The organism is Vibrio sp. B181a (assembly GCF_030248375.1).
In the GTDB taxonomy this organism is placed as follows: domain Bacteria; phylum Pseudomonadota; class Gammaproteobacteria; order Enterobacterales; family Vibrionaceae; genus Vibrio; species Vibrio campbellii.
In genome coordinates, this window is the sequence record NZ_JAHGAD010000047.1 from 15,395 (window position 1) to 40,285 (window position 24,891).

The 24,891-nt window shown below is 45.4% G+C and carries 22 protein-coding genes; 11 read left to right on the forward strand and 11 right to left on the reverse strand.

Annotated elements, in window-relative coordinates; all coding sequences use genetic code 11:
* Positions 1–22: 22 nt before the first annotated feature.
* From KIO97_RS20500 to KIO97_RS20510, 3 genes are read left to right on the forward strand one after another with little or no spacing between them, the layout of a single operon-like run.
* Positions 23–778, forward strand: coding sequence for a 5-oxoprolinase subunit PxpA (locus KIO97_RS20500; RefSeq protein WP_005427206.1), 756 nt, complete (start codon positions 23–25; stop codon positions 776–778).
* Positions 778–1,461 (forward strand): allophanate hydrolase subunit 1, encoded by a 684-nt coding sequence (locus tag KIO97_RS20505; RefSeq protein ID WP_005427205.1) that lies wholly within the window; start codon positions 778–780, stop codon positions 1,459–1,461. The genes KIO97_RS20500 and KIO97_RS20505 overlap by 1 nt, the downstream gene beginning before the upstream one ends.
* A complete protein-coding gene (locus KIO97_RS20510; protein WP_285383814.1) occupies positions 1,458–2,393 on the forward strand; it encodes a biotin-dependent carboxyltransferase family protein in 936 nt (311 codons plus the stop codon). Before KIO97_RS20505 ends, KIO97_RS20510 begins: the two co-directional genes overlap by 4 nt.
* A gap of 39 nt (positions 2,394–2,432) precedes the next feature.
* Here KIO97_RS20510 and KIO97_RS20515 read toward each other — a convergent pair whose 3' ends face one another.
* The 3 genes from KIO97_RS20515 to KIO97_RS20525 all read right to left on the reverse strand — a co-directional run bounded on the left by KIO97_RS20515 (position 2,433) and on the right by KIO97_RS20525 (position 7,368).
* On the reverse strand, positions 2,433–3,866 hold the full coding sequence (locus KIO97_RS20515; RefSeq protein WP_285383815.1) for an FAD-dependent oxidoreductase: 1,434 nt from the start codon (positions 3,864–3,866) through the stop codon (positions 2,433–2,435).
* 353 nt (positions 3,867–4,219) lie between these two features.
* Positions 4,220–6,676, reverse strand: a complete 2,457-nt coding sequence (locus KIO97_RS20520) for an ABC transporter permease (protein ID WP_285383816.1) — start codon at positions 6,674–6,676, stop codon at positions 4,220–4,222.
* Entirely contained in the window at positions 6,667–7,368 is a 702-nt protein-coding gene (locus KIO97_RS20525; protein WP_005430709.1) for an ABC transporter ATP-binding protein, read from the reverse strand. The genes KIO97_RS20520 and KIO97_RS20525 overlap by 10 nt, the downstream gene beginning before the upstream one ends.
* Between KIO97_RS20525 and tesA the strand changes: the two genes are divergently transcribed.
* The 4 genes from tesA (at position 7,367) to KIO97_RS20545 (ending at position 13,097) form a co-directional block, all read left to right on the forward strand.
* The gene (gene tesA / locus KIO97_RS20530) at positions 7,367–7,969 is read left to right on the forward strand and encodes a multifunctional acyl-CoA thioesterase I/protease I/lysophospholipase L1 (RefSeq protein ID WP_285383817.1); all 603 of its coding nucleotides are present in this window, start codon (positions 7,367–7,369) and stop codon (positions 7,967–7,969) included. The two genes, KIO97_RS20525 and tesA, sit on opposite strands and share 2 nt — an antisense overlap.
* 83 nt (positions 7,970–8,052) lie before the next feature.
* Positions 8,053–9,252, forward strand: a complete 1,200-nt coding sequence (fabV, locus tag KIO97_RS20535) for an enoyl-ACP reductase FabV (protein ID WP_285383818.1) — start codon at positions 8,053–8,055, stop codon at positions 9,250–9,252.
* A gap of 206 nt (positions 9,253–9,458) precedes the next feature.
* Positions 9,459–11,369 carry a sensor domain-containing phosphodiesterase gene (locus KIO97_RS20540; RefSeq protein WP_050906644.1) on the forward strand — a complete coding sequence of 637 codons (1,911 nt, stop codon included), beginning with the start codon at positions 9,459–9,461 and terminating at the stop codon, positions 11,367–11,369.
* Positions 11,370–11,441: 72 nt separating this feature from the next.
* A complete protein-coding gene (locus KIO97_RS20545) occupies positions 11,442–13,097 on the forward strand; it encodes an ABC-ATPase domain-containing protein (protein ID WP_285383819.1) in 1,656 nt (551 codons plus the stop codon).
* A 116-nt stretch (positions 13,098–13,213) separates the two neighbouring features.
* On the opposite strand, the gene KIO97_RS20550 is transcribed toward KIO97_RS20545, so the two are convergent.
* Entirely contained in the window at positions 13,214–13,834 is a 621-nt protein-coding gene (locus KIO97_RS20550; protein ID WP_050906642.1) for a DNA-J related domain-containing protein, read from the reverse strand.
* 113 nt (positions 13,835–13,947) lie between these two features.
* The gene (locus tag KIO97_RS20555; RefSeq protein WP_012129391.1) at positions 13,948–14,787 is read right to left on the reverse strand and encodes an isopenicillin N synthase family oxygenase; all 840 of its coding nucleotides are present in this window, start codon (positions 14,785–14,787) and stop codon (positions 13,948–13,950) included.
* Between the two features lie 222 nt (positions 14,788–15,009).
* Here KIO97_RS20555 and KIO97_RS20560 point away from each other — a divergent pair, with 222 nt between their 5' ends.
* Complete coding sequence (locus KIO97_RS20560; RefSeq protein ID WP_012129393.1) at positions 15,010–15,606, forward strand: DUF2238 domain-containing protein; 597 nt, start codon at positions 15,010–15,012, stop codon at positions 15,604–15,606.
* On the opposite strand, the gene cutA is transcribed toward KIO97_RS20560, so the two are convergent.
* The 5 genes from cutA to KIO97_RS20585 form a co-directional block, all read right to left on the reverse strand.
* Entirely contained in the window at positions 15,568–15,900 is a 333-nt protein-coding gene (gene cutA / locus KIO97_RS20565) for a divalent-cation tolerance protein CutA (protein ID WP_005424977.1), read from the reverse strand. The two genes, KIO97_RS20560 and cutA, sit on opposite strands and share 39 nt — an antisense overlap.
* A gap of 9 nt (positions 15,901–15,909) precedes the next feature.
* A complete protein-coding gene (locus KIO97_RS20570) occupies positions 15,910–16,161 on the reverse strand; it encodes a hypothetical protein (protein ID WP_005531301.1) in 252 nt (83 codons plus the stop codon).
* Positions 16,145–17,851: an SgrR family transcriptional regulator gene (locus KIO97_RS20575; RefSeq protein WP_285383820.1), complete on the reverse strand. Its 1,707-nt coding sequence runs from the start codon at positions 17,849–17,851 to the stop codon at positions 16,145–16,147. Before KIO97_RS20575 ends, KIO97_RS20570 begins: the two co-directional genes overlap by 17 nt.
* Positions 17,852–17,930: 79 nt before the next feature.
* Positions 17,931–18,164, reverse strand: coding sequence for a DUF3389 domain-containing protein (locus tag KIO97_RS20580; protein ID WP_005424989.1), 234 nt, complete (start codon positions 18,162–18,164; stop codon positions 17,931–17,933).
* Between the two features lie 12 nt (positions 18,165–18,176).
* Positions 18,177–18,614 carry a hotdog fold thioesterase gene (locus tag KIO97_RS20585; RefSeq protein ID WP_012129397.1) on the reverse strand — a complete coding sequence of 146 codons (438 nt, stop codon included), beginning with the start codon at positions 18,612–18,614 and terminating at the stop codon, positions 18,177–18,179.
* A 192-nt stretch (positions 18,615–18,806) separates the two neighbouring features.
* Between KIO97_RS20585 and KIO97_RS20590 the strand changes: the two genes are divergently transcribed.
* A complete protein-coding gene (locus tag KIO97_RS20590) occupies positions 18,807–19,592 on the forward strand; it encodes a M48 family metallopeptidase (RefSeq protein ID WP_285383821.1) in 786 nt (261 codons plus the stop codon).
* 77 nt (positions 19,593–19,669) lie between these two features.
* On the opposite strand, the gene KIO97_RS20595 is transcribed toward KIO97_RS20590, so the two are convergent.
* Complete coding sequence (locus KIO97_RS20595; protein WP_285383848.1) at positions 19,670–20,698, reverse strand: site-2 protease family protein; 1,029 nt, start codon at positions 20,696–20,698, stop codon at positions 19,670–19,672.
* Between the two features lie 412 nt (positions 20,699–21,110).
* On the opposite strand from KIO97_RS20595, the gene KIO97_RS20600 reads away from it, so the two are divergent.
* Both KIO97_RS20600 and KIO97_RS20605 read left to right on the forward strand, forming a co-directional pair.
* Positions 21,111–22,355, forward strand: a complete 1,245-nt coding sequence (locus tag KIO97_RS20600) for an outer membrane protein transport protein (RefSeq protein ID WP_285383822.1) — start codon at positions 21,111–21,113, stop codon at positions 22,353–22,355.
* Positions 22,356–22,377: 22 nt separating this feature from the next.
* The gene (locus KIO97_RS20605; protein WP_285383823.1) at positions 22,378–24,858 is read left to right on the forward strand and encodes a VolA/Pla-1 family phospholipase; all 2,481 of its coding nucleotides are present in this window, start codon (positions 22,378–22,380) and stop codon (positions 24,856–24,858) included.
* Positions 24,859–24,891 lie beyond the last annotated feature (33 nt).

A 24,891-nucleotide genomic window follows, 5' to 3' on the forward strand; every position in this document is an offset into this window, starting at 1 on the left:
ATACTTTGGACTTTATAAACGTATGACATTGAATAATCAGCAACTGACACTAAATTGCGACATGGGTGAAAGCTTTGGCGCATGGAAAATGGGCGCAGATGAGCGCGTGATGCCTTTTGTCGATATGGCAAACATCGCTTGTGGTTTTCATGCTTCTGACCCAAATGTCATGCACGATACGATTACCCTCGCCAACCAACACGATGTAGAAATCGGCGCTCACCCAGGCTACCCGGACCTACAAGGTTTTGGGCGTCGCAGCATAAAAATGACCAACGACGAAATCACTAATATGGTGATTTACCAAGTCGGAGCTCTGCAAGCTTTGTGCAAAGCGCAATACACAGACATTGGCTATATCAAACCCCATGGTGCGCTGTACAACGATATGATGCAAAGTGATGGCGTTTTTCTTGCTGTCGTCAAAGCTGTGGCGCTGTTTAAAGTGCCGTTGATGATTTTAGCCTCCCAAGAAAACGAAAAGTATCTCGAAATTGCTGACGATTTCGATGTGCCATTGCTGTTTGAAGCCTTTGCCGATCGTCTCTATCAAGATGATGGAATGCTCACACCAAGAACGCAGCCTAATGCAGTATTAAACAGTGAACATGCCATTTTAGAACAAGTAAGAATGCTGGCAGAGTCTGGTCGTGTAAAAACCGCTTCTGGTCAGTACATTCTTCTAGAAGCCGACACAATTTGTGTCCATGGGGATAACGACGAATCCATCGCTCTCGTTCAAAAGATTCGTCAAAGTCTCTACACCGGAGGAAATTAATGAATCAAGGGCAGTTTTCTATCTCTCCCATTTCTGAATGCAGCATTTTAATTCGATTCGACGACACCATTACTGTCGAACATATTGGTGAATTAGCGCATCAGATTGTCGATAAGCTCAAACTTATTGTTATGAACGTGGTTCCTTCTTATCGAACCATATTGATCGATTACTTGCCCTTTAGAATTCAAGAATCCACGATTCTGCAAGAGCTCAATCAAATCGTCAGCCGGTTTGATGTCCAGTCAATGGCCAACAAGCAACCGAACTATATTTCTATCCCCGTTTATTATTCGCAAGAAACCGCTCTGGATTTTGCGCGCTTCGAACAAAACGGATTATCGATGAATCAACTCATTGAGTTACATACTAAGCCGGTTTATACCGTTTCGGCGATTGGGTTTGCCCCTGGGTTTGCTTTTCTCTCTGATGTTACTCAAGAGCTGCAAATGCCAAGGCATCAAACACCTCGAACCCATGTTCCTGCGGGCAGTGTTGCCATTGCTGACAGTAAAACCGCAGTCTATCCAGCAGACAGCCCTGGAGGGTGGAATATCATAGGCCGCACGCCAATCTCTCTATTTACTGATACCCCTCCCTTCATTCCATTCGAGGTGGGTGACAAGGTCACGTTTGGTTCGATATCCAAGCAGGAATTTGTGAATTTAGGAGGCGTTTTATGAGCTTCGTAGGTTTATTGGTAGAAAAGCCAGGCCCGCTCTCTTTGATTCAAGATTTCGGTCGCTTCGGGTTAGCACACATCGGTATCACTCAAAGTGGACCAGTCGATGATTACGCTTACAGTTGGTCTAACCATCTTCTAGGTAATTCCGTTAACTGCTCTGTGATCGAAATTACATTGGGCAATGCGAGCTTTAAAGCCCTGACCGATTGTCATATGGCGATTTGTGGTGGTGACCTTAACGCAACGGTTAATGGGGAGCCCATTGCCAACTGGTCTGACTTTTGTCTACGTAAAGGCCAAACACTTAAGTTTGGTATCGCGAAGAATGGCCTTCGTGCTTACTTAGCAGCTAAAGGTGGCTTTGATGTACAAGCACACTTAGGGAGTACATCCACCGCCGTACGAGAGTCGTTGGGCGGTCTGACGCAAAACGGCGAACCGCTGAAAGCCGGAGATATGATTGGATTTGAACCGCATACACTTCCCTCATCAAAATCGAGGCAGATGACGTTCCGATTCAAACCTGATTACAACTTACCCTTAACGCTTAGGGTTATCGAAGGCTATCAATACGAAGATTTTGCTCAACAATCGATTGATGACTTTTATTCAACTGGCTTTACCATCTCCCCCAATTCAAACCGCATGGGCTATCGTCTTGAAGGCGAAGCGATACAACCGCCTTATGAAGGGGTGCTTTCTGAAGGTATTGCGCTTGGTTCTATTCAGGTTCCTAACGACGGGAATCCCATCATATTATTGAACGATCACCAGACCATCGGTGGTTACCCTAAATTTGGCTGTGTGGCGAGAATTGACTTACCACGATTAGCGCAAGCCAAACCGGGACAAGAAGTGCGTTTTGTTCGCGGAGACAGACAAGGTCTGCAAGATGTGTGGTGCCAATGGGCTCAATTCTTTGGTTATTAGTCATATAGTAGAGCCCAGATTGAAAAACAAATGTGAGCGTTACATGCCGTAACGCTCTGCAAGTGCTTGAGGGTAGCCGCGTTCTTGCGTCAGTTTAATCGCAAACTGTTCTACTTCTTTTTCACTCCAATGCACAGTGACCGGATGTTGCGTTTCAACATTAGATTCAGGCTCAACCCCAAACCAATGTTTTGCCATCTTTTGTGCGGCAAGTAAGGTAGAAGAAGCCTTGACGACTTCGATTCGAGCGTAGTTATTCTCTTCAAATGTCACGTCAGCGGCACGCAATACAGGATCGGTTCCGGGGATTTGTTGCGCACCAAACAGTGCTTTGCCACCCTTAACGGCATTTTTGTAATCCGGAATAAACTGAGCCATATGCTTAATCGCATTGCCTGTACGCTCATCTAGGATTTCTTGTCGCCAGCCATTTCGGATCTTAGACAACAACCGAGTCGGCAGCTCTGGCTGTGCAGAAGTGTTAGAGCTCTCCACCAAGCCGTCATCAAATAATGTGATGCCTTTTGTCATACCGTGCAATTGGAAGTAACCGTCACCATAAGGCGTTAATTGAGCCATGCCTTTATCGGTACCCCGAGGGCCATGGAAGATCACTTCTGGCCACTGCTGCGTGCATTCATTCCAACGCGTAACGTAAGCCGCCTTAAACTCAACCAATCGATCGCGTTTCACGCCAATAGCGTCATCCACTGCACCAGTTTCAAAACCGCAAGCATTGATTAGGTAGTCACAGCTTAAAAGCTGATACTTATCGTCTTTAAGATATGTGAGCGCCCAATGTGAACCATCCCAATGGGTTTGCGTAAGTTCCGCTTGAGTCAATACCTCAACATTAGGCAGTTGATCTAGCGTCATATTCGCTACCGCAGCTAATCTGAACACGCTCCATCCGTACTCCTGAACTGCGACGACCGGATATTTAAGGGCTTCCAGATCTGCGTGTTGAGCAAACGGAATGCACCATTCATCAATGCTCTTTGGGCTTTGCGGTTGTGTTTGCTGCGCCAGCGCAAGAAGTTCTGCTTTCGAGTACAGCTTGTAGTACTCATCGGGCTCACCAAGCACTTTGTTATCAGGCGCTTGTTGAACGAGTTTTTGATACGCCGATTTGATGACCTCTAAGCGCGGTAACAACGCTTCCGGATCTCCTCCATCAGAATGTGGAACCGCGATTAAGGTAGGACGGACATTCAGTGAATGCGGATACAAACGAATCGTATCGATAGACTGAGCCAGAAGATCCAAGCACTGTTGCTCGGAAATCTCTCGATAAAGGTTACCACCAGCATGTAAGTGACAAATTGGAGGACCATTGACCAAAGAGACGCCTTTTTCGATTACCGACACTTTGAAACCTAACTCGGCAAAGTGAATGGCTGCAGTTGAACCCGCAACTCCACCACCGATAATAGCGATGTGTTTATCTTTACGATTTGGAAACTCAGACTTCATTGCTTCACTGAAAATTTTATAAGGAGAAATCTTTACTTAGTATGATTCTACTCGGGTTTGAGCATGATTAAAATCACAAAAAGTTCATGGGTTTGCATTTGTTAACGGTGCACGAAAAAAGTTACTTTTGAGAGCAAAAAATTTCCTAAAAAAGTGCTTGACGAGGTTGTTGGGAAAGCCGTTTTTTCTACCTGTGTGAATAATATTTTAACGCTAACACCCATGGCATAAAGCCTGCGGAAACACCCCACTTTACTAACACTTCAGTTATCCCAAAAGTTATCCACCGTTTTTGTGGATAACTAAAATAAAAGTGTCATGGAGTGCTTCCACTTGCTGCGAAACAAGGCAGACTAAGTGTTTACCGGTGTTAACAATCTTTTTATAAGACTCATTACTACGAGTGCTAACACAGAGAACGTGGCTACTGGTAAAGCTATCCACAATTCAGGGTGGATCTGTGGACTAAGTTCGAAACCATACTTCATTACTGCTGCCACACACGCTTCTGCGGCAAAGACGGCAACACCACTCGCGACAAGCGCCATAATCCCATATTCAGCCCACAACGTCGTGTTGATACGTTTCTTACTGGAACCTAGGGTTCGATAAAGTCGAATCTCTTCCTGACGCTGAGATAAGCTCAAACGTAATAGTGTAAATATCAACAGCAAACCCGCAACGACACCGAGAAGCGCCAAAATGGTAATCGCTGATACTATCTGTTGGATAAGTTGTTGGATTTTGTCACCCATGGTTCGAATATCGAGCACTGATACCGTAGGGTGAGCTCGAGACATTGACGTCAGCAGAGCTTCATTCCCATCGTCGATTCGATAGCTGATCAAATAAGAACCCGGCAAGCTTGCCATAACATCTGAAGAAAAGATGAAGTAAAAGTTTGGCTTCATATCTCGCCACTCGACATGACGAATGCTGTCGACGGTAGCATCGAAGTTCTGACTGTTAATCACAAAACGCAGTTTGTCACCCAGATCAATACCAAGCTCGTCCGCGACTTGTGCTTCGACAGACACGCTTGCTTTGTTCGTCCAAGAGCCTGACAGGATTTCATTGTATTCTGGCAACGCATCCCCCCATGTTAGGTTTAACTCTCGGCTTACTGCATCAGAACCTTGACCTTGAGATTTTATCTCTTTGACACTTACACCGTTAATTTCGGCAAGTCGACCACGAATAATTGGGAAAGCCTGTGACCTTGTCACGCCATTTTTATCCAATGTCTCAAGGTAGCTATCGAGCTCATAGTCTGCAATATTCAATGCGAAAACGTTGGGGGCATCCGCTGGTAGCGTCCTCGCCCAATCAGCAAGGATATCGCTGCGTACAAGCCAAATAATAGAGAGCAACATTAATGACAGAGATAAGGCGCCAAACTGCAAGCCACTCGTCACTGGGGTTCGGTTAATTCGACTTAAGGCGAGCTTCATAGCGGGCTTTGTCGATATTCGAGCAAACAACTTGGTAAGCATGACACTCACGACGGCAAGCACAACAAACAAGGCAGCAATGCCTGCAAGCACAATCCACACTAACGTGTTATTTGCGTATAGAATCAGCAATGGCACCACTGGGACCAGAACTAACCACATGCGCTTCCAAGAACGCTTACCAGAACCTTGCTGCAGCACTTCTAACGCAGGCGTTTTTATTAGACCAAGCAAAGGAATACCAAGCGCTGGTACCGTGATAAGAACGGCTGAAACAACAGAGATTAAAACCGGAGTGACGCCGTAACTAGGAAGTGGATTTGGGAGAAGATCTTTGAGTGGAATTCGCAACAAATATTCCAAGCCGCTACCCAATAACAGACCAACGATGCTCGCACTCACCAGCAAGATTGTGACTTGAATCAGTAACCATTTTTCAATCCAACGACGACTTGCACCCAAGCTCTTCAGCATCGCGATGGTTTGAGTTCGGCTGTTTACGTAACTTTGGCAAGTCAAAACCAACGTCGTTGCCGCCATAATGATGACGATCGCAACTGTTAGCGAAAGATATTGAGTTGTGCGCTCGAACACTTCATTACTGCGACTTGCCGTATCTTGCGTGCGCCAGCGATCACTCGGAGAGAGTTCAGTACTGTCCTGAAGTTGAGTCAGCGTTGTATCATCACCTTTGAGGAACAGGCGATATTGCACACGGCTGCCAACCTGAATGGCGCCCGTTTTCTCAACGTCACTTTGGTGAATATACGCCGAAGGCATTTGTTGGAAAGGGTTGAAGCTCAGTCCAGGTTCCATCAATACGGCACCAGAGACCGTGAAATCAGCATCGCCGATAGTGACAATGTCACCTTTATTCACATCCAACTGCGCCATAATGCGCTCGTCTAGCCAAAGTTGGTTTGCCTTCACATGGCCTGACGAATTGCTGTCAAGAACCAGATCGCCCATCAATGGGTATTGCTCATCAACGGCTCGAACGGAAATAAGCTGCATCCCTGTCTCGCTGAATGCCATCGTCGCAAAGCGCGTCATGGTTGAGCGTTCTAGTTTATCTGTCGCAGCAATAAGTGCATCGGGAATGGGGTTAGCGGAAACAAATACAGCATCGGCGGTCAATGCATCTTTGCCCTGTTTTACAATGACCTGCTCCATTCGCTCGGCCAAAGCAGAGAGCGCGAAGATGCTGGCAATCACCAAAATCAATGCGACGCTGATCGGCCACAGGTTCCCTTGACGTATTTCACCTAAGCTCCAACGCACTAGGCTCTTGTTCGGGGAATGCTTCGCCTTTTGGTTGCTTGGCGCCGAGTCTTGTTCACTAGAAGAGATCACGGACATGTCACCTCCTCTTTCAATTCTCCGGCTTCCATTCGATACACTCGATCACAACGGCTGGCTAAGAGGCTGTCATGCGTGACTAAGATTAAGGTCGTACCGTGCTGTTCGTTCAAGTCAAAAAGCAGCTCAATGACTTTCTCGGCGGTTTGGTGGTCCAGATTCCCTGTTGGCTCGTCTGCAAACAACAGCTCTGGCTGAGTCATGAAAGCACGAGCAAGTGCAACCCTTTGTTGTTCACCCCCAGATAGCTGACTTGGTAAATGGTCTAAGCGTTTTTCTAGGCCTACCGCAGTCAGCAAATCCTTTGCCCTTGAATCATCTTCAGCCTCACCACGTAAAAGACAAGGCAGCGTTACGTTGCGCAGAGCAGTTAGGCTCGGGATAAGAAGGAAGCTCTGAAACACAAAGCCCAACGAGTCAGCGCGAATCTTAGCACGTGCTTCGTCGTCCATTTTGGAGAGTTCATGACCGAGCAACGTAATCTCACCCGACGTTGGTGTGTCCAAACCGGCAAGAAGTGTCATTAGCGTAGATTTGCCCGCGCCAGATGTGCCGACGATGGCAATTCTTTCACCCTTTCTAATGTCAACATTTACATTTTTAAGGATTGTTAATTGTTCTTGATTAGTAGAGACTTGTTTAGAAACCAAATTCGCTTGAACAATAGGTGCATTAAGTACAGGTGTTTGCATGATTCGTATACTTTCCTTAGTTCTCTTTTTCTACCTTTCCGCTACAGTACATGCGAGCGAAAAGCTACTTGTTTTGGGCGACAGCCTGAGCGCTGGTTATCAAATGCCTATAGAGGAGAGTTGGCCTAGCTTACTCCCAGACGCGTTATTAGAACATGGCCAAGATGTAAAAGTTGTAAACGGTAGCATTTCTGGTGACACCACAGGTAATGGTCTTGCACGGTTACCTTCTCTCCTTGAGCAACACACGCCCGATTTGGTACTGATTGAGCTTGGCGCTAACGATGGCCTACGCGGTTTCCCACCTAAACTTATTACGTCAAACCTATCGAAAATGATTACCATGATCAAAGATTCTGGTGCGGATGTCGTCATGATGCAAATCCGCGTTCCACCAAATTATGGTAAGCGTTACAGCGATATGTTCTACGACATCTACCCTAAACTGGCAGAACATCAGCAAGTAGCGCTAATGCCGTTTTTCTTAGAACATGTCATCATTAAACCAGAATGGATGATGGACGATGGCTTGCACCCAAAACCGGAAGCTCAACCCTACATTGCTGACTTTGTCGCTCAAGAATTGGTTAAACATCTCTAATTTTACTGGTCTAGCTCAATAAGTTTTACCTAACTTTACGTTACCCTAACCGGTATCTTATTCACCAAGGTTAGATAATAACAATGCAAATAGAACCGTTAATTCAGGGTGTTGTAGCTCGCTCGGCACACCCGTATGGGTGCCGCGCTTCCATCAAAGAGCAAATTGAATACGTAAAACAGGCACCACAGATCAAAAATGGCCCCAAGCGCGTTTTGATTATTGGTGCTTCTTCAGGTTTCGGCTTAGCCGCTCGCATCGCCCTTACATTCGGCGGTGCAGAAGCAGACACGATCGGCGTATCTTTTGAACGCGGCCCATCAGACAAGGGCGTTGGCAGCGCAGGTTGGTACAACAACATCTATTTTAAAGATGAAGCCACTCATCATGGCCGTACTGCGGTTAACATCGTAGGCGACGCCTTTTCTGATACTGTTCGTAACCAAGTGATTGAAGCGATTGAAACCTACTTCGAAGGTGAAGTAGATTTGGTGATTTACAGCTTGGCGACAGGTGTTCGTCCAAAACCAGAATCCGACGAGTTCTGGCGCAGCGTCATCAAACCTATTGGTGAATCGGTGACGGGTGCTTCTATCCTGCTTGAAAACGACCAATGGGTTGAATCAACGCTCGCTCCAGCGACGGAAGAAGAAGCGGAAGCAACGATTAAAGTGATGGGCGGTGAAGACTGGGAAAGTTGGATCGACACACTGATCAACTCAGAATCGGTAGCCAAAGGTTGTAAAACCATCGCCTTCTCCTACATGGGACCGGAAGTAACACACCCTATTTACTTAGATGGCACGTTAGGTCGCGCAAAAGTAGATTTACACCAAACCAGCCATTCATTAAATATCAAGATGGCAAACTTTGGTGGCGGAGCGTACGCCACTGTCTGTAAGGCCTTGGTAACTAAAGCGAGTGTTTTCATCCCTGCTCTCAGCCCTTACCTTCTGGCGCTGTATCGTGTGATGAAAGAAAAAGGCACACACGAACGTTGCATCGAGCAAATGCAACGTCTGTTTACGACCAAGCTTTATGACCAACCAAAAGTGCCTGTCGATGGCGAACGTTTGATTCGTATCGATGATCTTGAATTGGATCCTGAAGTCCAAAAAGAAGTGTCGGCTTTGTTAGAGCAAATGAACGCGGACAACTTTGCCGAAATCGGCGATTATGAAGGCTTTAAAGACGAATTTATGAAGCTAAATGGCTTTAACTTTGAAGGTGTTGATTACACTCAGGACATCTCAATGAAAACGCTTAAGGCATTGAAACCGTAAACTGCCTCCCAACCCTGGCGTCTCACTTATAAGACAGTGCCAAGTATTTAAGAGTCCTGAAAGGTTTTCAGGACTTTTTTTTATCTGAAGTAATCGTCCCCCTATACTTGATCTAGTCGAGGATTTAAATGATGTGTACATCTGGCTACAAATAGAAAAATGATACTTGTTCACAGGGTGTGGGCCGACGGCAAAGGACTGCTTTTATGGGTACATTACAAACACTAGATTACGAGATACCCGAATCGATGCGGAGAAGTTGGCAAAATATCGTCAACCTCTTAGCACGCATTGCCGATGTACCCACTACACTGATCATGCGCATACATCCCGATTACATAGAAGTAAACACCACTAGCGAAACCGAAAATAACCCTTACCAAGTTGGCGACAAAGAAACGCTCGGGCACGGTCTTTACTGTGAACACGTTATCGAAAACAAATGTGGGCTGTTGATCCCTAATGCACTGATTGACGAGAATTGGAAAGATAACCCGGACATCAAGCTCGGAATGATCTCTTATTGCGGGCTGCCGCTGTATTGGCCGAACGGAGAAACCTTCGGCACTATCTGCATGTTGGATGCGAAAGAAAACCAGTACAACGACACCTACAGAGAACTTCTTGCCTCTTTCAAAGAGTCTATCGAAGCTCAGCTCGCCGTCGTTTTTCAACAACATAAGCTTGTCCGCTTGAATAACGAACTTAAAAACCGAGTTGAAACCCGCACTACTGACCTTGCACAGCTTAGTTACTCGTTGACAATAGAGATAGACCGCCGTAAAGCCGCCGAAAAGCAAGTCAGTTATCAGCAGACTCATGATCAAGGGACAGGCTTTTTGAATCGAGCAGCACTCGAACAAGTGTTAGACCAAACCTTAGATGGCATTGATACTGAGCAACACTCTTTGGTGGTGATTAACGTCGGCTTTAGCAACGCTCGAAGCATACAAACGAAATACGGCTTCGAAGCCTTTGACGAGGTGTTGAAAGAGTTTCGCTTTCGCCTCGGCCACACCGAATCCAGCTATTTTGTCACAGGAAGACCAAGCTCTAACGACGTCGTTATCATCGTTACCGGCGAAAACATAGAAACGAAAGTACAGCACCTCCTCGACGACATTAATCATGTCAGTTTGGGTAATTTTTGTATTGAGGACAATGAAGTCCACCTCAATTCTTATGTGGGTGTAGTTCAAGCCCACAAAAACAGTTATGGGAAGCAACTACTGCAAAATGCGTGTTATGCAATGTTGCTGTGTAAAGAGTCGGGCGAATCTTATCGCTACCTCTGTGAAAGTCAGTCTCAAGATATTAGTGACCATAACAAACTCGAGAGCTACTTGCTGCAAGCGGTTCGTAACGATGACTTAATGCTGTACTACCAACCGAAGGTTCTTCCACATAACCATAAATGGATTGGTGCTGAGGCATTACTTCGTTGGCGCCATCCGGTGCTGGGCGATGTCTCTAATGAAGCCCTAATTCACATGGCCGAGCAAAATGGCTTAATCTTTGAGGTCGGTTCGTTTGTGCTTCGTACGGCAATAGATAAAGCTAAGCAATGGTCTGAGCTGGTGGATAACTTTAAGATTGCCGTGAATGTCTCACCTATCCAATTGCAAAACGTTAACTTCGCAGAGCAAATTGAACACCTATTAGATACCTTTCACCTACCCGCACACTTCCTCGAACTGGAAGTCACCGAGAGCGCGCTCATTGCCGATGAGGTTGTTGCTCGTAATACATTGAATAAACTGCACAAACTTGGAGTGACATTGTCACTTGATGACTTCGGGACGGGTTATGCCTCTTTCAGTTATTTGAAAAAATACCCGTTTGATGCGATTAAAATTGATAAAAGCTTTGTGCAACAAATGGAAAAATCTGACGACGACAAAGCCATAATCTGCTCTATCATCCACATCGCCAAAAAACTGGAACTTCAAGTGGTCATTGAAGGGATTGAGTCCACTCAACAAGAGCAATTTTTGATTGGTGAAGGCTGCGATATTGGACAAGGCTTTTTGTACGGTAAGCCAATGCCTTGCAATGAATTTGAACAAAGTTTGTTTAATCAAAACCTATTAGGTGGACAATACACCTATTCTTCCTAAGCATTTCCTTTACTCTGCTGGCGGTGGTTTCTATAATCGCCGCCCGCTTCCAATAAAAAGGCCATTATCTTCATGGATCAGTTGACTGCCACGCTTAAGAAAATCGAAAAGCAGAACTATCGCGCATACCAACAAATCAAAGGTCAGTACGACTTTGGTGATTTCGACTTGTACATTGATTACGTACAAGGTGACCCGTACGCATCTGCTTCTCGCCTACGTGCTACTCGCGCGTGGTCTTTGACCGGTCTTGAATGGCTTAAAGACGAATCCCCTGCATTCCAACGCGCAGCTCGTGACTTTATTGCTCGCAGTTTTGATGAGTTTGCAAAACAAGAGAACGCCGTTTCTATCTCTCTAAGCGGTCAAACCGTTCTAGATAACACTGCAGTGCTTTTCACTGAAGAAGGCATTGAGCTTCGCTTCCGCGTGAATTTGCCAGCTGAAGGTCGCTCTGTTCTTGGTAAGAAAGCGAACAACATTTTGACGTTCTACTTGCCGAAGTTTATTCGTCGCGCAACGCTGGAGCGTGAGCTGAACAAAGATGCGTTGATTGAGCACTGTAAAGTGGTGGAAGATCAAGCGTCACTGCGTGAACAATTAGAAGCAAATAATCTTGTCGCTTTCGTTGCGAATGGCAGCGTGCTTCCACGTATTGCCGGTAACTGTGATCTTCCGATGAAAGATGCGGTCGAATTTAAAGCGCCAGAATCACTTCAGGTTACTCTGCACGCACCAAATAAAGGCTATGTAACCGGTTTGGGCATTCCAAAAGGCATCACCTTGATTGTTGGTGGTGGTTTCCACGGTAAATCAACGCTACTTAATGCAATAGAACGTTCTATCTACGATCACATCCCTGGCGATGGTCGTGAATACATCGTAACAGATGCGAATGCGATGAAGATCCGTGCGGAAGATGGTCGCTGTGTTCATCACTTGAACCTATCGAACTACATCAACCACTTGCCAATGGGTAAAGACACGGCGGATTTCTCTACGCAAGACGCGTCGGGTTCAACTTCTCAAGCGGCTTGGCTACAAGAGTCTATTGAAGCAGGCGCAAGTTCACTGCTTATCGATGAAGATACGTCAGCAACTAACTTCATGATTCGCGACGAACGTATGCAAGCGTTAGTAGCAAAAGGCGACGAACCCATCACTCCATTGGTTGATCGTATCGGTCAACTGCGTGACGAGTTAGAAGTCTCTACCATCATCGTTATGGGTGGCTCTGGTGACTACCTAGACGTTGCGGATACGGTTATCCAAATGCACGACTACCAAGCGGTTGATGTAACAGAAAAAGCCAAAGAGGTTATCGCTCAGCACCCTACTCAGCGTCATAACGAATCAGAAGAGAGCCTACAAACGTTCCGTCCTCGCGCGCTGAACCGTGTAGCACTGATGAACATTCTGACAGACGGTAAGTTCCGCGTGAATGCAAAAGGCAAAGACTCTCTTCGCTTCGGTAAAGAGTTTACAGACCTAAGCGCACTTGAGCAGCTGGAGTCCGCAGATGAAGTCAACACCATCGGTTGGCTATGGTTCCAAATCGCGCAACTTCCTGGTTGGTGTAACCACCCAGCGAAAGAAATTGAAGACATGCTATCTGGCGAATGGTACGCAACACTGCCGAAACAAGGTGACCTAGCGAAACCACGTACATTAGATGTCATGGCGGCACTGAACCGCATGCGTAAGTCTCAGTTCAAACCTTCTCGTTAATACTGAGCAACACGAATAGCAAAAAGGCAGCGATAGAACGCTGCCTTTTTTGTTTGAATTAGATTGGGGAGTATCGCCAACAAGCTCAATTTGTTACGTCGTCACGCAAAAACCTATCATCCGTTACGTAAAACATTCCATGCATCGCATAAAACCCGAAAGCGTTCTGAATCCCCATTATCTCTGTCTGGATGCCAACGTAGCGCGAGTTTGCGCCACTGCTTTCGGATTTCTGCTTTAGTCGCATCAGCACTTAACTCAAATAAACTCAGCGCCTTGGCGCGGTCTAAATCAGAAGATGAGCTTCCACCGATATAACGTTGGTATCGGCTCCAGAATTCATTAAGCAGCCTACGTACCTCACCTTCATCCGCTTCGTAGTTCTTCCAATCAAGGTAATAATCTCTTAGAGGATCATTGATATCGATACTGTGACGAGAGGCTTCAATTGCCGACATCAGGACAATATTCATTGCTTCAACTTGCAGCCAGCCGTCTGGGTATAACGTTTCTTGTAGCTGATAAAGAGCGTTCATCAGTAAGAAGTTACGTTTAAACAAGTCTTTATCTGGGGATGAATCTAATTGAGGAATGTAACCATGCTCACCAAGCTCCTGCGCGAGTGTGTGCACCTTCCAGTTTGTAGGTTGTTTTCGGAGAATGTCTAGAATCGGCCACAACAATGGGTTTTCCATATATTGCTGTCCGTTGTGGCAAACATCAAATTGTTCGTCCATGTATCCCCTAGCCGTTTTAAGTACCTGTTATTAAAGCTAGTCAATTTGTACCATAAACACAAAAAGGCTGACAGTCATAAACCGTCAGCCTTTTGAAGGAGGATCTCGTTAACTTAAATTACGCCCAGCTCTCTCAGACGCTCCATCAAATAACTGTGTGCGGTGTAACGCTCAGAAAGCACAGTATCCGGTTTTGGGTGCAGGAACAGTGGCAAAGAAATACGAGATTTTTCTTGGCGACCGCCTGTTGGGTTGATAACGCGATGAGTCGTCGATGGGAAGTAACCACCCGATGCTTCTTGCAGCATGTCACCAATGTTGATGATTAGGTTACCGAAGTCACATGGCACATCTAGCCAATCACCTTCTTTGCTCTTAACCTGAAGACCCGGCTCGTTCGCTGCTGGCAGTACCGTCAGAAGGTTGATGTCTTCATGGGCAGCCGCACGAATTGCGCCTGGCTCTTCTTCGCCAGTCATCGGTGGGTAATGCAGAACGCGTAGAAGTGTTTTATCGCTGTTGTTGATCATTTCAGACAACGCGATAGAGAACTTCTCTTGTACCTCTTTTGGTGCGTATTCTTCTACCCAGCCAAGCAGTTCTTGAGCAAACGCGTTAGCGCGGTCATAGTACTCCATGATTTCCGCTTTTAGCTGCTCAGGCATTTGTCCCCAAGGGTATACATGAAAGTACTCTTTAATATCTTTTACTGAGTGGCCTTTCGCGACTTCAGAAACTGATGGTGGAAAATAACCGTCTTGTGTTTCAACATTGAAGTGGAAGTCGTTCTTTTGCTCAGAGCAGAAAAACTCGTACCAGTTTTTGTAAATAGACTCCACCAGCTCTTGAGGGATTGGGTGGTTTTTAAGGACACCAAAGCCTGTTTCGCGCAGTGAGGTGACGAACTGTTGAGCAGCGTCGTCAGCAAGATAATCGACAGTTTCCAGTTTCATGATATTACTTCTTTTATATTAGACTGAGCGTTGAATTCTATGGATGGCCATGTTGTAAATCAAATTTTAATGAAATGTTTGTGCGCAAACGTTTTATTGTTGAGCAGTTTCGCAATATATCAACATAAAAAGTAAGCATGACCCCTGCAAAAGAAACAATTGCACACCGTACAATTAAGTGTAATCATAAACACAGTTTTCAATTGAAGGATCAATTTCTCTATGAAAAGTACTTCTACTTTATTAGGTTTAACGATTTTCTACGCGATCGTTTTTTTGTTTTCTGCGTTAGAACCAAATTCCCGCGCGGTGTGGTTTGCAGAGATCGTTCCTGCCATCGGTATTCTTGTGGCCATTTGGGCATTGTCCATTCGCTACCAATTCAGTAACACCGCTTATGTGCTGATGTTTATCTGGCTGTGTCTTCATACGATTGGCGCCAAATATACCTTTGCCGAGGTGCCTTTTGATTGGTTCAACAACTTGATAGGTTCGGAGCGCAATAACTTTGACCGCGTTGCTCACTTTTCTATCGGTCTCTATGCGTACCCTATTGCTGAATACCTAATTAACAAGAAAAAAGTTAGCGCTAAATTGGCCTGCTGGTTCGCGCTCTTTGCCATTATGTCATTGGCAGCAGGCTATGAAATCATTGAATGGTGGTATGCCGCAATCGCTGGCGGCGATGAGGGTATTGCCTTCCTAGGCTCCCAAGGAGATATCTGGGACGCCCAGAAAGACATGTTATGTGACACGATGGGTGCCATATTATCTTTGGTTTTACTGACAACTCAGCGTCGACTGGCGAAGCCACTCTAGATAAGGGTTAAAGCCCTCTACAATTGGGACTTGCACGATTTGAGCAACTTCATACTCGTGCAGGTCTTTTATTTTGTCTTCAACCAAAGCGTAAAGATCTTTGCGCGTTTTAATGATCAATAGCCATTCACTATCACTGCACACTTCACCTTTCCAAACATAGTGGCTTTCAATGGCCATGGTTTGAATGCAAGCCGCTAGTTCTCCTTCCAACAAACCTTTGATGATTTCATCGCGGTTCTTTTCTGTACCAGCGGTACTCAATACCATGCAGTATTCGTGTTGTTCGCTCATAACTGACTCTTATTTCATCGTCACCTTGCCGCCGATCATCTTGTAGGCAGGTGTTCCTCTTACTAACGTATCTCTTGCAAACTCTTGTTCACAACCCGGGCAAATGCAAGGTGTCTGAGTGAAGTCTTCTACAATGCGCTCTTTGAAACACTTCACCAGCGCGCCTTTGCCGCCTTTTCGATATTTAAACAGCTGCGTCTTACATTTCGCACAATATATCTCGACCGTTTTGGTCGGTTGTTTCTTATTCGGTTTTGCCATCTTGCTCTATTTTTGGTTTTACCCACACGTTGCTGAAATCAAACCAACCAAGGGCATTGCACTTGGCATTCTGTAGTGCACCACTGTGGTCTTTGTTCACGCCTAACCAACAGTGGAACATTGGGATCACCTGGCAGCTTTTCACAAGTTGCCTTCCCAGTTCTCGAGCGGGGAAATCAGCATGTTGCCCTGCTCGCCATTGGTCCACCAGCCCAGCCCAACCAGAGAAATCATAACCTGCACTAAACTTGTCGATGTCGCTGTAATCCAGTAACCATCCAGCTAACGCATCGTTACGGTTAGTGGCAATCCCCATGGCTTTAATCCAGATATCAACCTCTTCTGGTGATGGAGGTTGCGTGTCATAACGAAAAAATTCAACATCAATACCATGAGGTTTTAATAAGGTTCTAATCGCCTTTGCGATGACCGGAAACATCGGATGCTTCTTTTGATAAGCGACACAAATGGCTTTGTCTTTCTGAGGGGCTTCACCGGCAATGGTCGGCCTAAGGTCTATCCAGCCCGGCTTTAGACCAAACGCTTGCAGGACACCGAGCTCGATTACCTTGTCTTGAGGAACATGGGCATACACTTGGTAACTGTTCAGTGTTTGGCTTAAAAACTCCGCCCAACGCGGGTCTCTCGCAATACCTGTATTTTTATTCAGTAATAAGAATGTACAGCCCGGATCGAGCTCGACTTCGTCCGTCGATGCTTGTTTGTCCATTTGTGGTTTGGTCAGGCTTGGATACACCATCGAGGAATATGCCTCGTCGATCACCCATACCTCGACTTGATCCAAGAGCGGACGTAGCCCGAAGTAGCCATCGAATGCCGTCAAAATTAAACGTTTGTCATCGTTGACTTTCACTTGAAACGGCCCAGTTCCTACGGGCTTTCTATCAAACTCTTCCGAACGCATATTGTTTGGCAAAAGGACTTTGGCTTGAGACTCACTCAGAGCAAGCGGCAGGTACTTATCAGGACGAACAAGATGAATATCGACTGTCCAAGGTTCAGGCGAAACGACTTTTTCAATGTGTGAGAATAGATTCAATTCGCTTAATACGCTGATGCTTTCAATCACGCAATCGGTCGTGAGCAGTTCCCCATTATGGAAACGAACACCACGGCGTAAGTAAAAACGCCAATGGGTATCTGAGAGCGCTTCCCAATAATGGGCAAGGTCTGGTTGAAGTTGCTCATTGTCATCTAGCTTAGTTAAGCCACTAAACACTTGGCGCGCAATATGCTGCTCAGAGCGGCGCATCGGTTTTTGCGGGTTCAACATCGCAAGTGGGCGATAGTAAGGTAAACGGACGACCTGCTCGCCTTGACGGTGTTGTAAGCCGAGGTAGCCTTGAATCACTTGAGTGAGTTTAGCTGCGTCATTATCTAACGCCTCTAACGCCTGCCCGATTTTGCCTTCGTCTAAGTAACGACGTGCAAGGTTTTCACTGACATCACTGCGATTGCGCTTAAAAACCAGTTTAGAGAGTTTTCCACGACCTGCGGCAGGATGCCATTCGATCCAGCCTTCTTCTTCTAACTTATTAAGAACGATTCGAGCGTTGCGGCGGGTACAAAAGAGTGCTTCGGTAATGTCTTCGAGTTGCACTTCCGTGTCATTACCAGAGAACTTTTCAAACAGCGTTTCGAACTGAACGCGTAAACGAGGGCTACTCATAAAGAGGAAATTTTAGTTTTCATAACGATAAACTAAGTTTCCTCATTTTTTACGGAAAGTGCAAACTCCGACGTGCAAATTATTGAATGTCGATACCAATTTCTTGCGCTAGGTGGCGTAATTGATCTTCATCGTCGAGTTTGATCGACCATTTGGTTTCCGCACCATGCGCCAAAACCACGTTAGCACCGCGACCAAGCAGCTGAATAGCATCGGTTTGAGCTTGCAATGTAACCATCCCATTGCCGGATAGCTTAATCACGACTTCACGCTGCGTTGCGATAATTTTTCCTAAAGAGAATTCAATAACCATATGTGTATTCTCTTATTGAACCGTTTTTTCTTTTGGATGTTTTACGGCAATCGTCAAACGGCTCGTGCAAACCAAACGTCCGCGTTCATCCGTGATTTCGATTTGCCATACTTGAGTCGATACCCCCAAGTGAACCGGCTTCGCCGTGCCAATAACGTGCCCGCTGCGCATGGCTCGAATATGGTTCGCATTGATGTCCAGCCCAACGCAGTAACTGCCCTCACCAACACAGAAATTGGCAGCCAGTGACCCCAGCGTCTCTGCAAGTACAACAGAAGCGCCACCATGAAGCATCCCAAGAGGCTGATGTGTAAAGCTGCAAACTGGCATGGTCGCAGTGAGTGAGTCATCCGTAAAATCGGTATAGACGATTTGCAGGTGCTCCATCATGGTGTTTTTCGACGTCGCGTTAAGAATGTCTAGATCGATTGGCTTTTTCCAAATACTCATTTTTCGCTCTTATCTCGCCCCGTATTGCACTGGGCGATTTATCTATGAAAAGTGCGCCTAGCATAGTCCTGATCGCATTGTGACTTCAAGGTCAAACGCAAGTCTCAACGTGATCAACATAATGACTTAACGTTTCTTTACGAAGCGTTATACTATTGCTACAAAACAGAAAATATTTATATGGACCCCATTATGAGAACATGGATTAAAGCCTCAGTGCTTTTGACAATAACTGGCTTAACGGCATGCAGTTCCTCACCGACTGGTCGAAATCAAATTCTTATGTTTTCCGATCAAGAGATGTCTTCGCTCGGTGCTAAATCTTTTGATCAGATGAAGCAAGAAATTCCGATAAGCAAAGATAAAAAGGTCAACGCATATGTTCAATGTGTTGCCAAGCAAATTACCGATACGATCCCGCCTCAAGCAGGGTTTAAAAATTGGGAGGTTGTGGTGTTTGATAGTGACCAAGTCAACGCATTTGCCCTACCCGGCGGTAAAATCGGCGTTTACACTGGATTGCTGAAAGTAGCGAAAAACCAAGACCAACTTGCAACGGTTATTGGCCACGAAGTAGCACACGTTTTAGCAGACCACAGTAATGAGCGTTTGTCTCAAAGCCAACTAGCAAACGCGGGGTTGTCGCTAGCTAACGTCGCGATTGGTGCCTCTGAATACAAAGAGTATCAACAGATGACCATGGCAGCACTTGGTGTCGGTGTTCAGTACGGTGTGATACTTCCTTATGGCCGCACTCAAGAATCAGAAGCTGATATTGTGGGTTTAGGCTACATGGCGAAAGCGGGCTTCGATCCAAATGAAAGCGTTGATCTTTGGAAAAACATGGCTGCTGCGGGTGGTGGACAACCGCCGGAGTTCTTCTCTACTCACCCATCACACAGCACTCGCATCAAAGACTTACAGGCAACCATAAAAACGTTACCAGCGTCGAATGCGAAAGCGCCAAGATGTGGTTAGTTTAAATGAGTAGTGAATGCAGTTCTAAAAAATAAAGCTCCGTAATGGAGCTTTATTTTTATAGATAGACTTATGCTTTAAGTGCCGAGGATCTGCAGAGGCAAACTTAACAAGCTATCGCCTAACCCTGCGAAGTACCAAATGATTGCGATAAAACCGCCAACCGATACCAAGTACCACGCAAACGAAAACAGCTGACCATAACGTGTTAATGGCAATAAGTGGCTATGATGGCGAGTTCGCCATTCCATTACCACTTCGAGCATTCCCATCATCAACAAGAAACCAAGCAGTGTTAAGCCGAAGGTATAGCTGATGTAGATACCGAGCAACGCCGTGACAATACTACCGGCCAAACCTATCCATGTGTTCATTGAAAAGGTTATGCTTTTAAGTACATGCCCGCCATCTAACGGCAAAATTGGCAATAGGTTGAATAGGTTTAACAAGGCGTTAAATACGGCCAATCCTGCAAAGATCATCTCACCGGTCATCCAATACAAGACGGTGAACATAATGCTGAGCACCAAACCAAAGAACGGCCCCATGATGGAGATAACCACATCTTGCCAACGCGTGTTTATCTTTTCATCGCTCAGCGCCAAGCCGCCCAAGAATGGAATTAAGTAAATGCCTTTCGTCTTCATGCCAAAGTACTTCATCGCACGGATATGACCATATTCGTGGAATACCAGACACGCAACCAAAGCCAACGCAAACTCAATCGAAAACAACCAAGAATAAGCAGCCAAACTTGCGGATGCTAACGCAACCTTGATCACTTTGGCGCTTTTTAGCGCTTTCATTCCAAGCGAGACGAGGCCTATTAAGCTAAAACGTTTTTCTGCTGGTGGCGCTTCAACTGGCACTTGGCGTTCGATGTCCTTCTCGCCACGACGCCCTTCAGTCACAAGCGTTTCATTGACGCTCGCTTGGTATTTAAAATCAAACGGTTGCCAGTTTAATTCACAGCTCAATTGGCAATGCAGAACTTCCTCACCAGATGAAAGTTTAAATTCATGCAGCGACTTCCCAGTCTCATCATCACTGGCTGCGATTTGTGAAACCAGAGTGTTATCCCAAAACAGCTGTTGCCAACCTGCCATAGAGCCTTCGAGCCTCAATGGCTTTCCTAAAAATTCAATGTGTAGTAATTCCAACGCGATTTCCAATGCGACAAACACAAAGTGCGAATTATGCCTGTAATGGAATAGAACGCAAACCATGTTAACAACACGTATTTGATTAGCTTTTAACCATAAGATTTACAAAACAACTCTGGTCATACCATTCTTCAAAAAAATATCACGATAATACATGGCCTTATTGATTGCGGTTTGACCTATGCATCAAATTTAAAACGTAATATAGGCGTGATCTTTGACAAGTTAATAAACATACAATTAACATTATATTTACATTGCAGTTGTAACGCGAACCGACAGCAACTGGTGTAAAAGGCACACAACAAATACAAAGACTTCGGTCTATTATAATGACACCCTAGGAGGGTCAAGGATGAACAAGAAGCACTGCTCTCTGCTGACAATTTCAATATTGTTTGCGTGTAATGCCCAAGCTGCGGGCTTTCAGGTAGCTGAACATTCAGCATCTGGTCTTGGTAGAGCATTTTCAGGTGAAGGCGCGGTTGCGGATAACGCCAGCGTTTTAGCACGAAACCCAGCTGCGATGACACTTTTTAAAGAAGCTCAATTTTCAGGCGCGCTGTCAATCGTCGACCCTGAAGTTAACGTCTACGACACCGTTAACAATGAACACGCAAAAGACGTAGCTCCGCTGCAAATCGTCCCTGCTGGCTACTACATTAGCCCTATTAATGATCAATGGTCTTGGGGTATTGGCATGTTCACGACCTACGGTGTCGCTACTGATTACCCAGACGACATTACTGCCGGAGATATGGCAGGCGATACTGCTTTACTGTCTGTAAATATCAACCCAAACATTGCTTACCGTATCAATGAACAGTTTAGTGTTGGTGGTGGTATTAACCTTGTTTATGCCCATGCTGAATTGACTCGTCACAAGGGCGACCTTGTAAAAGTATACGGTGGCAATAAATCCGATAACCTGATAGGTATGGAGGGTGACACTTTTGCCTGGGGTTGGAACATTGGTGCTCTTTACGAATTCAACGAAAACAACCGTTTTGGTTTCGGCTACCGCTCTAAAGTCGATTTGGATTTTGATGATGGAGAGTTCAGTAGTTACAAGTCTGCTATTGCAACAGCTCCAAAAGTCGATGGTCGACTACAAATTTCGCTTCCGTCTATCATCGAACTTTCTGCATTCCACCAACTAAACGACAAGTGGGCGATCCACTATGGTTGGCAACAGACAGACTGGAGCACCTTTAAAGAGCTAAAAGCGACCAGTCCTCAATGTGATGACGGGACAGCTGGTCAATGTTTCTACAAACCAGAAAAATACGAAGACAACAACCGTTACTCCTTCGGTGGTACTTACACGCTGAATAGCGAATGGACACTGCGAGCTGGCATTGCTTATGACGAGCAAGCAGGCGAAGCAACATTGAGTATTCCTGATAGCGATCGTTTCTGGTACAGCGCAGGCGTGACTTATGCAATGAAAGAAAACCTAACCTTCGATGCAGGTTTTGCTTTTGTTAAGAGTAAGTCTGGCTCATTTACTGAAACTAACGCATTGAAAGAAGAGATAACGTTCGATTCAGAAGGTACTGCTTACATCAGTGCTGTTCAAGTGAACTACATCTTCAAATAATCAGAATTAAAGGAGTAAACCAATGAAACAAACATTCAAACTATCACTTCTTTGTTCTGCTATTCTTCTAGCAGGTTGTGGTGACGATACATCTAGCTCTGGAACATCAGATAGCCCAGTGTTTGAAGATAGTGTTCAAGAGCTTCTCGGGCGTGACGCTTCGATAGACTTTGTACTTCAAGGTGTGAATGCCGCAGTACCTTTACCTTCTTTCCTACTATTTGACACAACAGATCATACTCTTAATATTCCTGTTCCAAGAGGCGAGTCCACTGGATTGGATAACCCTGTTGTAGCAATGGGTGAATCTGACGGTTGGAGCACAATGATGCCCTTCTCGTTTGATTTAAATTTAAAGGAAGGTGTTACGCTACTAAATGACATCGTCTTAGTAAACGGCTCACCTTTTAGTCAAAACTTAAACAGCGGGGTACGTGTTGCAAAAGTTGATGTAGACCTGTCAACGGGGGCAATCAGCAACTTCCAACCTCTGACTCCCGGCGTTGACTTCCTTGCTGTTAGCACAGACTTAAAGAGTATTAATGTTATACCTCTGAAAGGTTTTGATCCTGCCTCTAACTACATTTACGCGCTTACTGAGTCAATCAAAGACAGTAACAATGCGAGTCTTGGTACATCTACTTCATACGCGAGTTTAAAAACAGCCACGGCTCAAACGGGAACGCTTGCTGCGCCTCAACAAGTAATTTGGAACATTGAAAACACGTTTGCAGAAAATGGACAAGTAGAAAGTAAAGACCAAATCATCTATTCATCTTGGTTCACAACCGCTTCTGCTGGTAACGTGATGCAAGGGACTAAAGCAGCTATTGCCACTTCGATTAACCCGGAAATAAAACCAGCCGGGGTATGGAAAGGCACTGCTAACCCTAATAACATTTCAACAGATGACTTGAATAGCCTATACACCATTGATGCCGATGATACTGGCGTTAATTTCGGCGATGCCGTAACAAACGATCCTCTATTTGCAAGTGCGTTTGGAACAGATAGCGCGGCTCTTTTGAAAGCGAATTATGACGCGCTGACTATGGCTCCAACTCTCGACTCTATTGAAGTCTATCGTGGTACCGTAAAACTTCCTTATTTCCTAAGCGATCAAGTTGATGGCGATGCGTGGAAAATGCAGCCATGGCGAAGTGGTATGCCTAGCATTTTCAAGATCCTTAACACTCTAAGTTCAGGCTCCGATGCTGATAAAGCTGCAATTTCTGAACAACTGATTGCGTTAGGCTTTACGTCATTGCCGGATCAACTTTTGATTCCTCAATATCAAGCCTTACTGGTTGGCTCGGAATTGACGCTAGCTAATGGTAATCAACTAGACGCAGAGCGAATCCTTACACAATATAGTGCGGTTCCTCAAATTAGAGCAGTAAAAGAAGTACCTTTCATCATGTTCGTACCAAAAGGCATGGGTACTGACAACGTACCATTACTTCAGTACCAGCATGGGATTACAAACCTTAAAGAAAGCGCATATGCTTTAGCTCTAAGTCATATCAGCACTGCAGTGCAAACTGGCAAGATTCCGTATGCTTTAATAGCTATTGACCAACCTCTGCATGGTCAGCGAGGTCTATCTGAAGAAATCGTTACTACGCCATCCAACCCTACTGTATTCATGAACCTAGAATATCTACCTGTAGCGCGCGATAACATTCGTCAAGGTGCAATAGATGGAATGGGATTAAGATATGCAATGAATTATGTTGGGCCATCAGAAGCGGCGTTCTCGACTGTAAATGAGGATAATGTGTCACTTATTGGTCATTCAATTGGCGCTATTACGGGTATCAGTTCATACGCTGTTGCAAATACTTCACTTAACAGCCCGGTTGACCCAATGTTTAGCTATACAACAGCAACATTAGCAAACCCAGGTGGCGGCATTGCGCCATTTCTGCTTGAATCTGGCTCATTCGCTCCTGTAATTAAACACAGCGTCGTCGCATCTTCAGTAGAAGAATATACGAGCTACTACGCTACAACGTGTGCTGCAGAGGGTATCGATCCTGGAACTTGCTACAACAAGTTTTACGATGAAATCGCCGACGCCTCTACAAAAGCTATCATTGATGCAACGCTAACCTCATTCACATATGCTGCACAAACTGTTCTTGATAACGTAGATCCTTTCAACATGGCATCTCAAGTTACCGGCTCAGTTTTAGGCATTCAAGCTAATGGGGACAACACGATCCCAAATAGTGTATCTACAACACCTACTGCAGGTACAGAACCGCTGTTTAGTAAGTTAGGACTAGAAAACACCGCTCTGGACGCATCAGGTACGCGAGTAGCTTCGTATTTTGACGAGTCTTCAAATGCACAGCACTCTACAGTCATCACTCCTGGATCGGCTGAAGAAGGCCCTGCTCATGCAGAAATGAGCTCTCAAATTGTTCAGTTTACTTTAACGAACGGCAATAGTGATGGTAGTTTATCCGTTACATCTAGCTTATTGGACGCAAGCAAATAAGTACAAGTAAACTAACCAAAGCCCAGTTTCGAC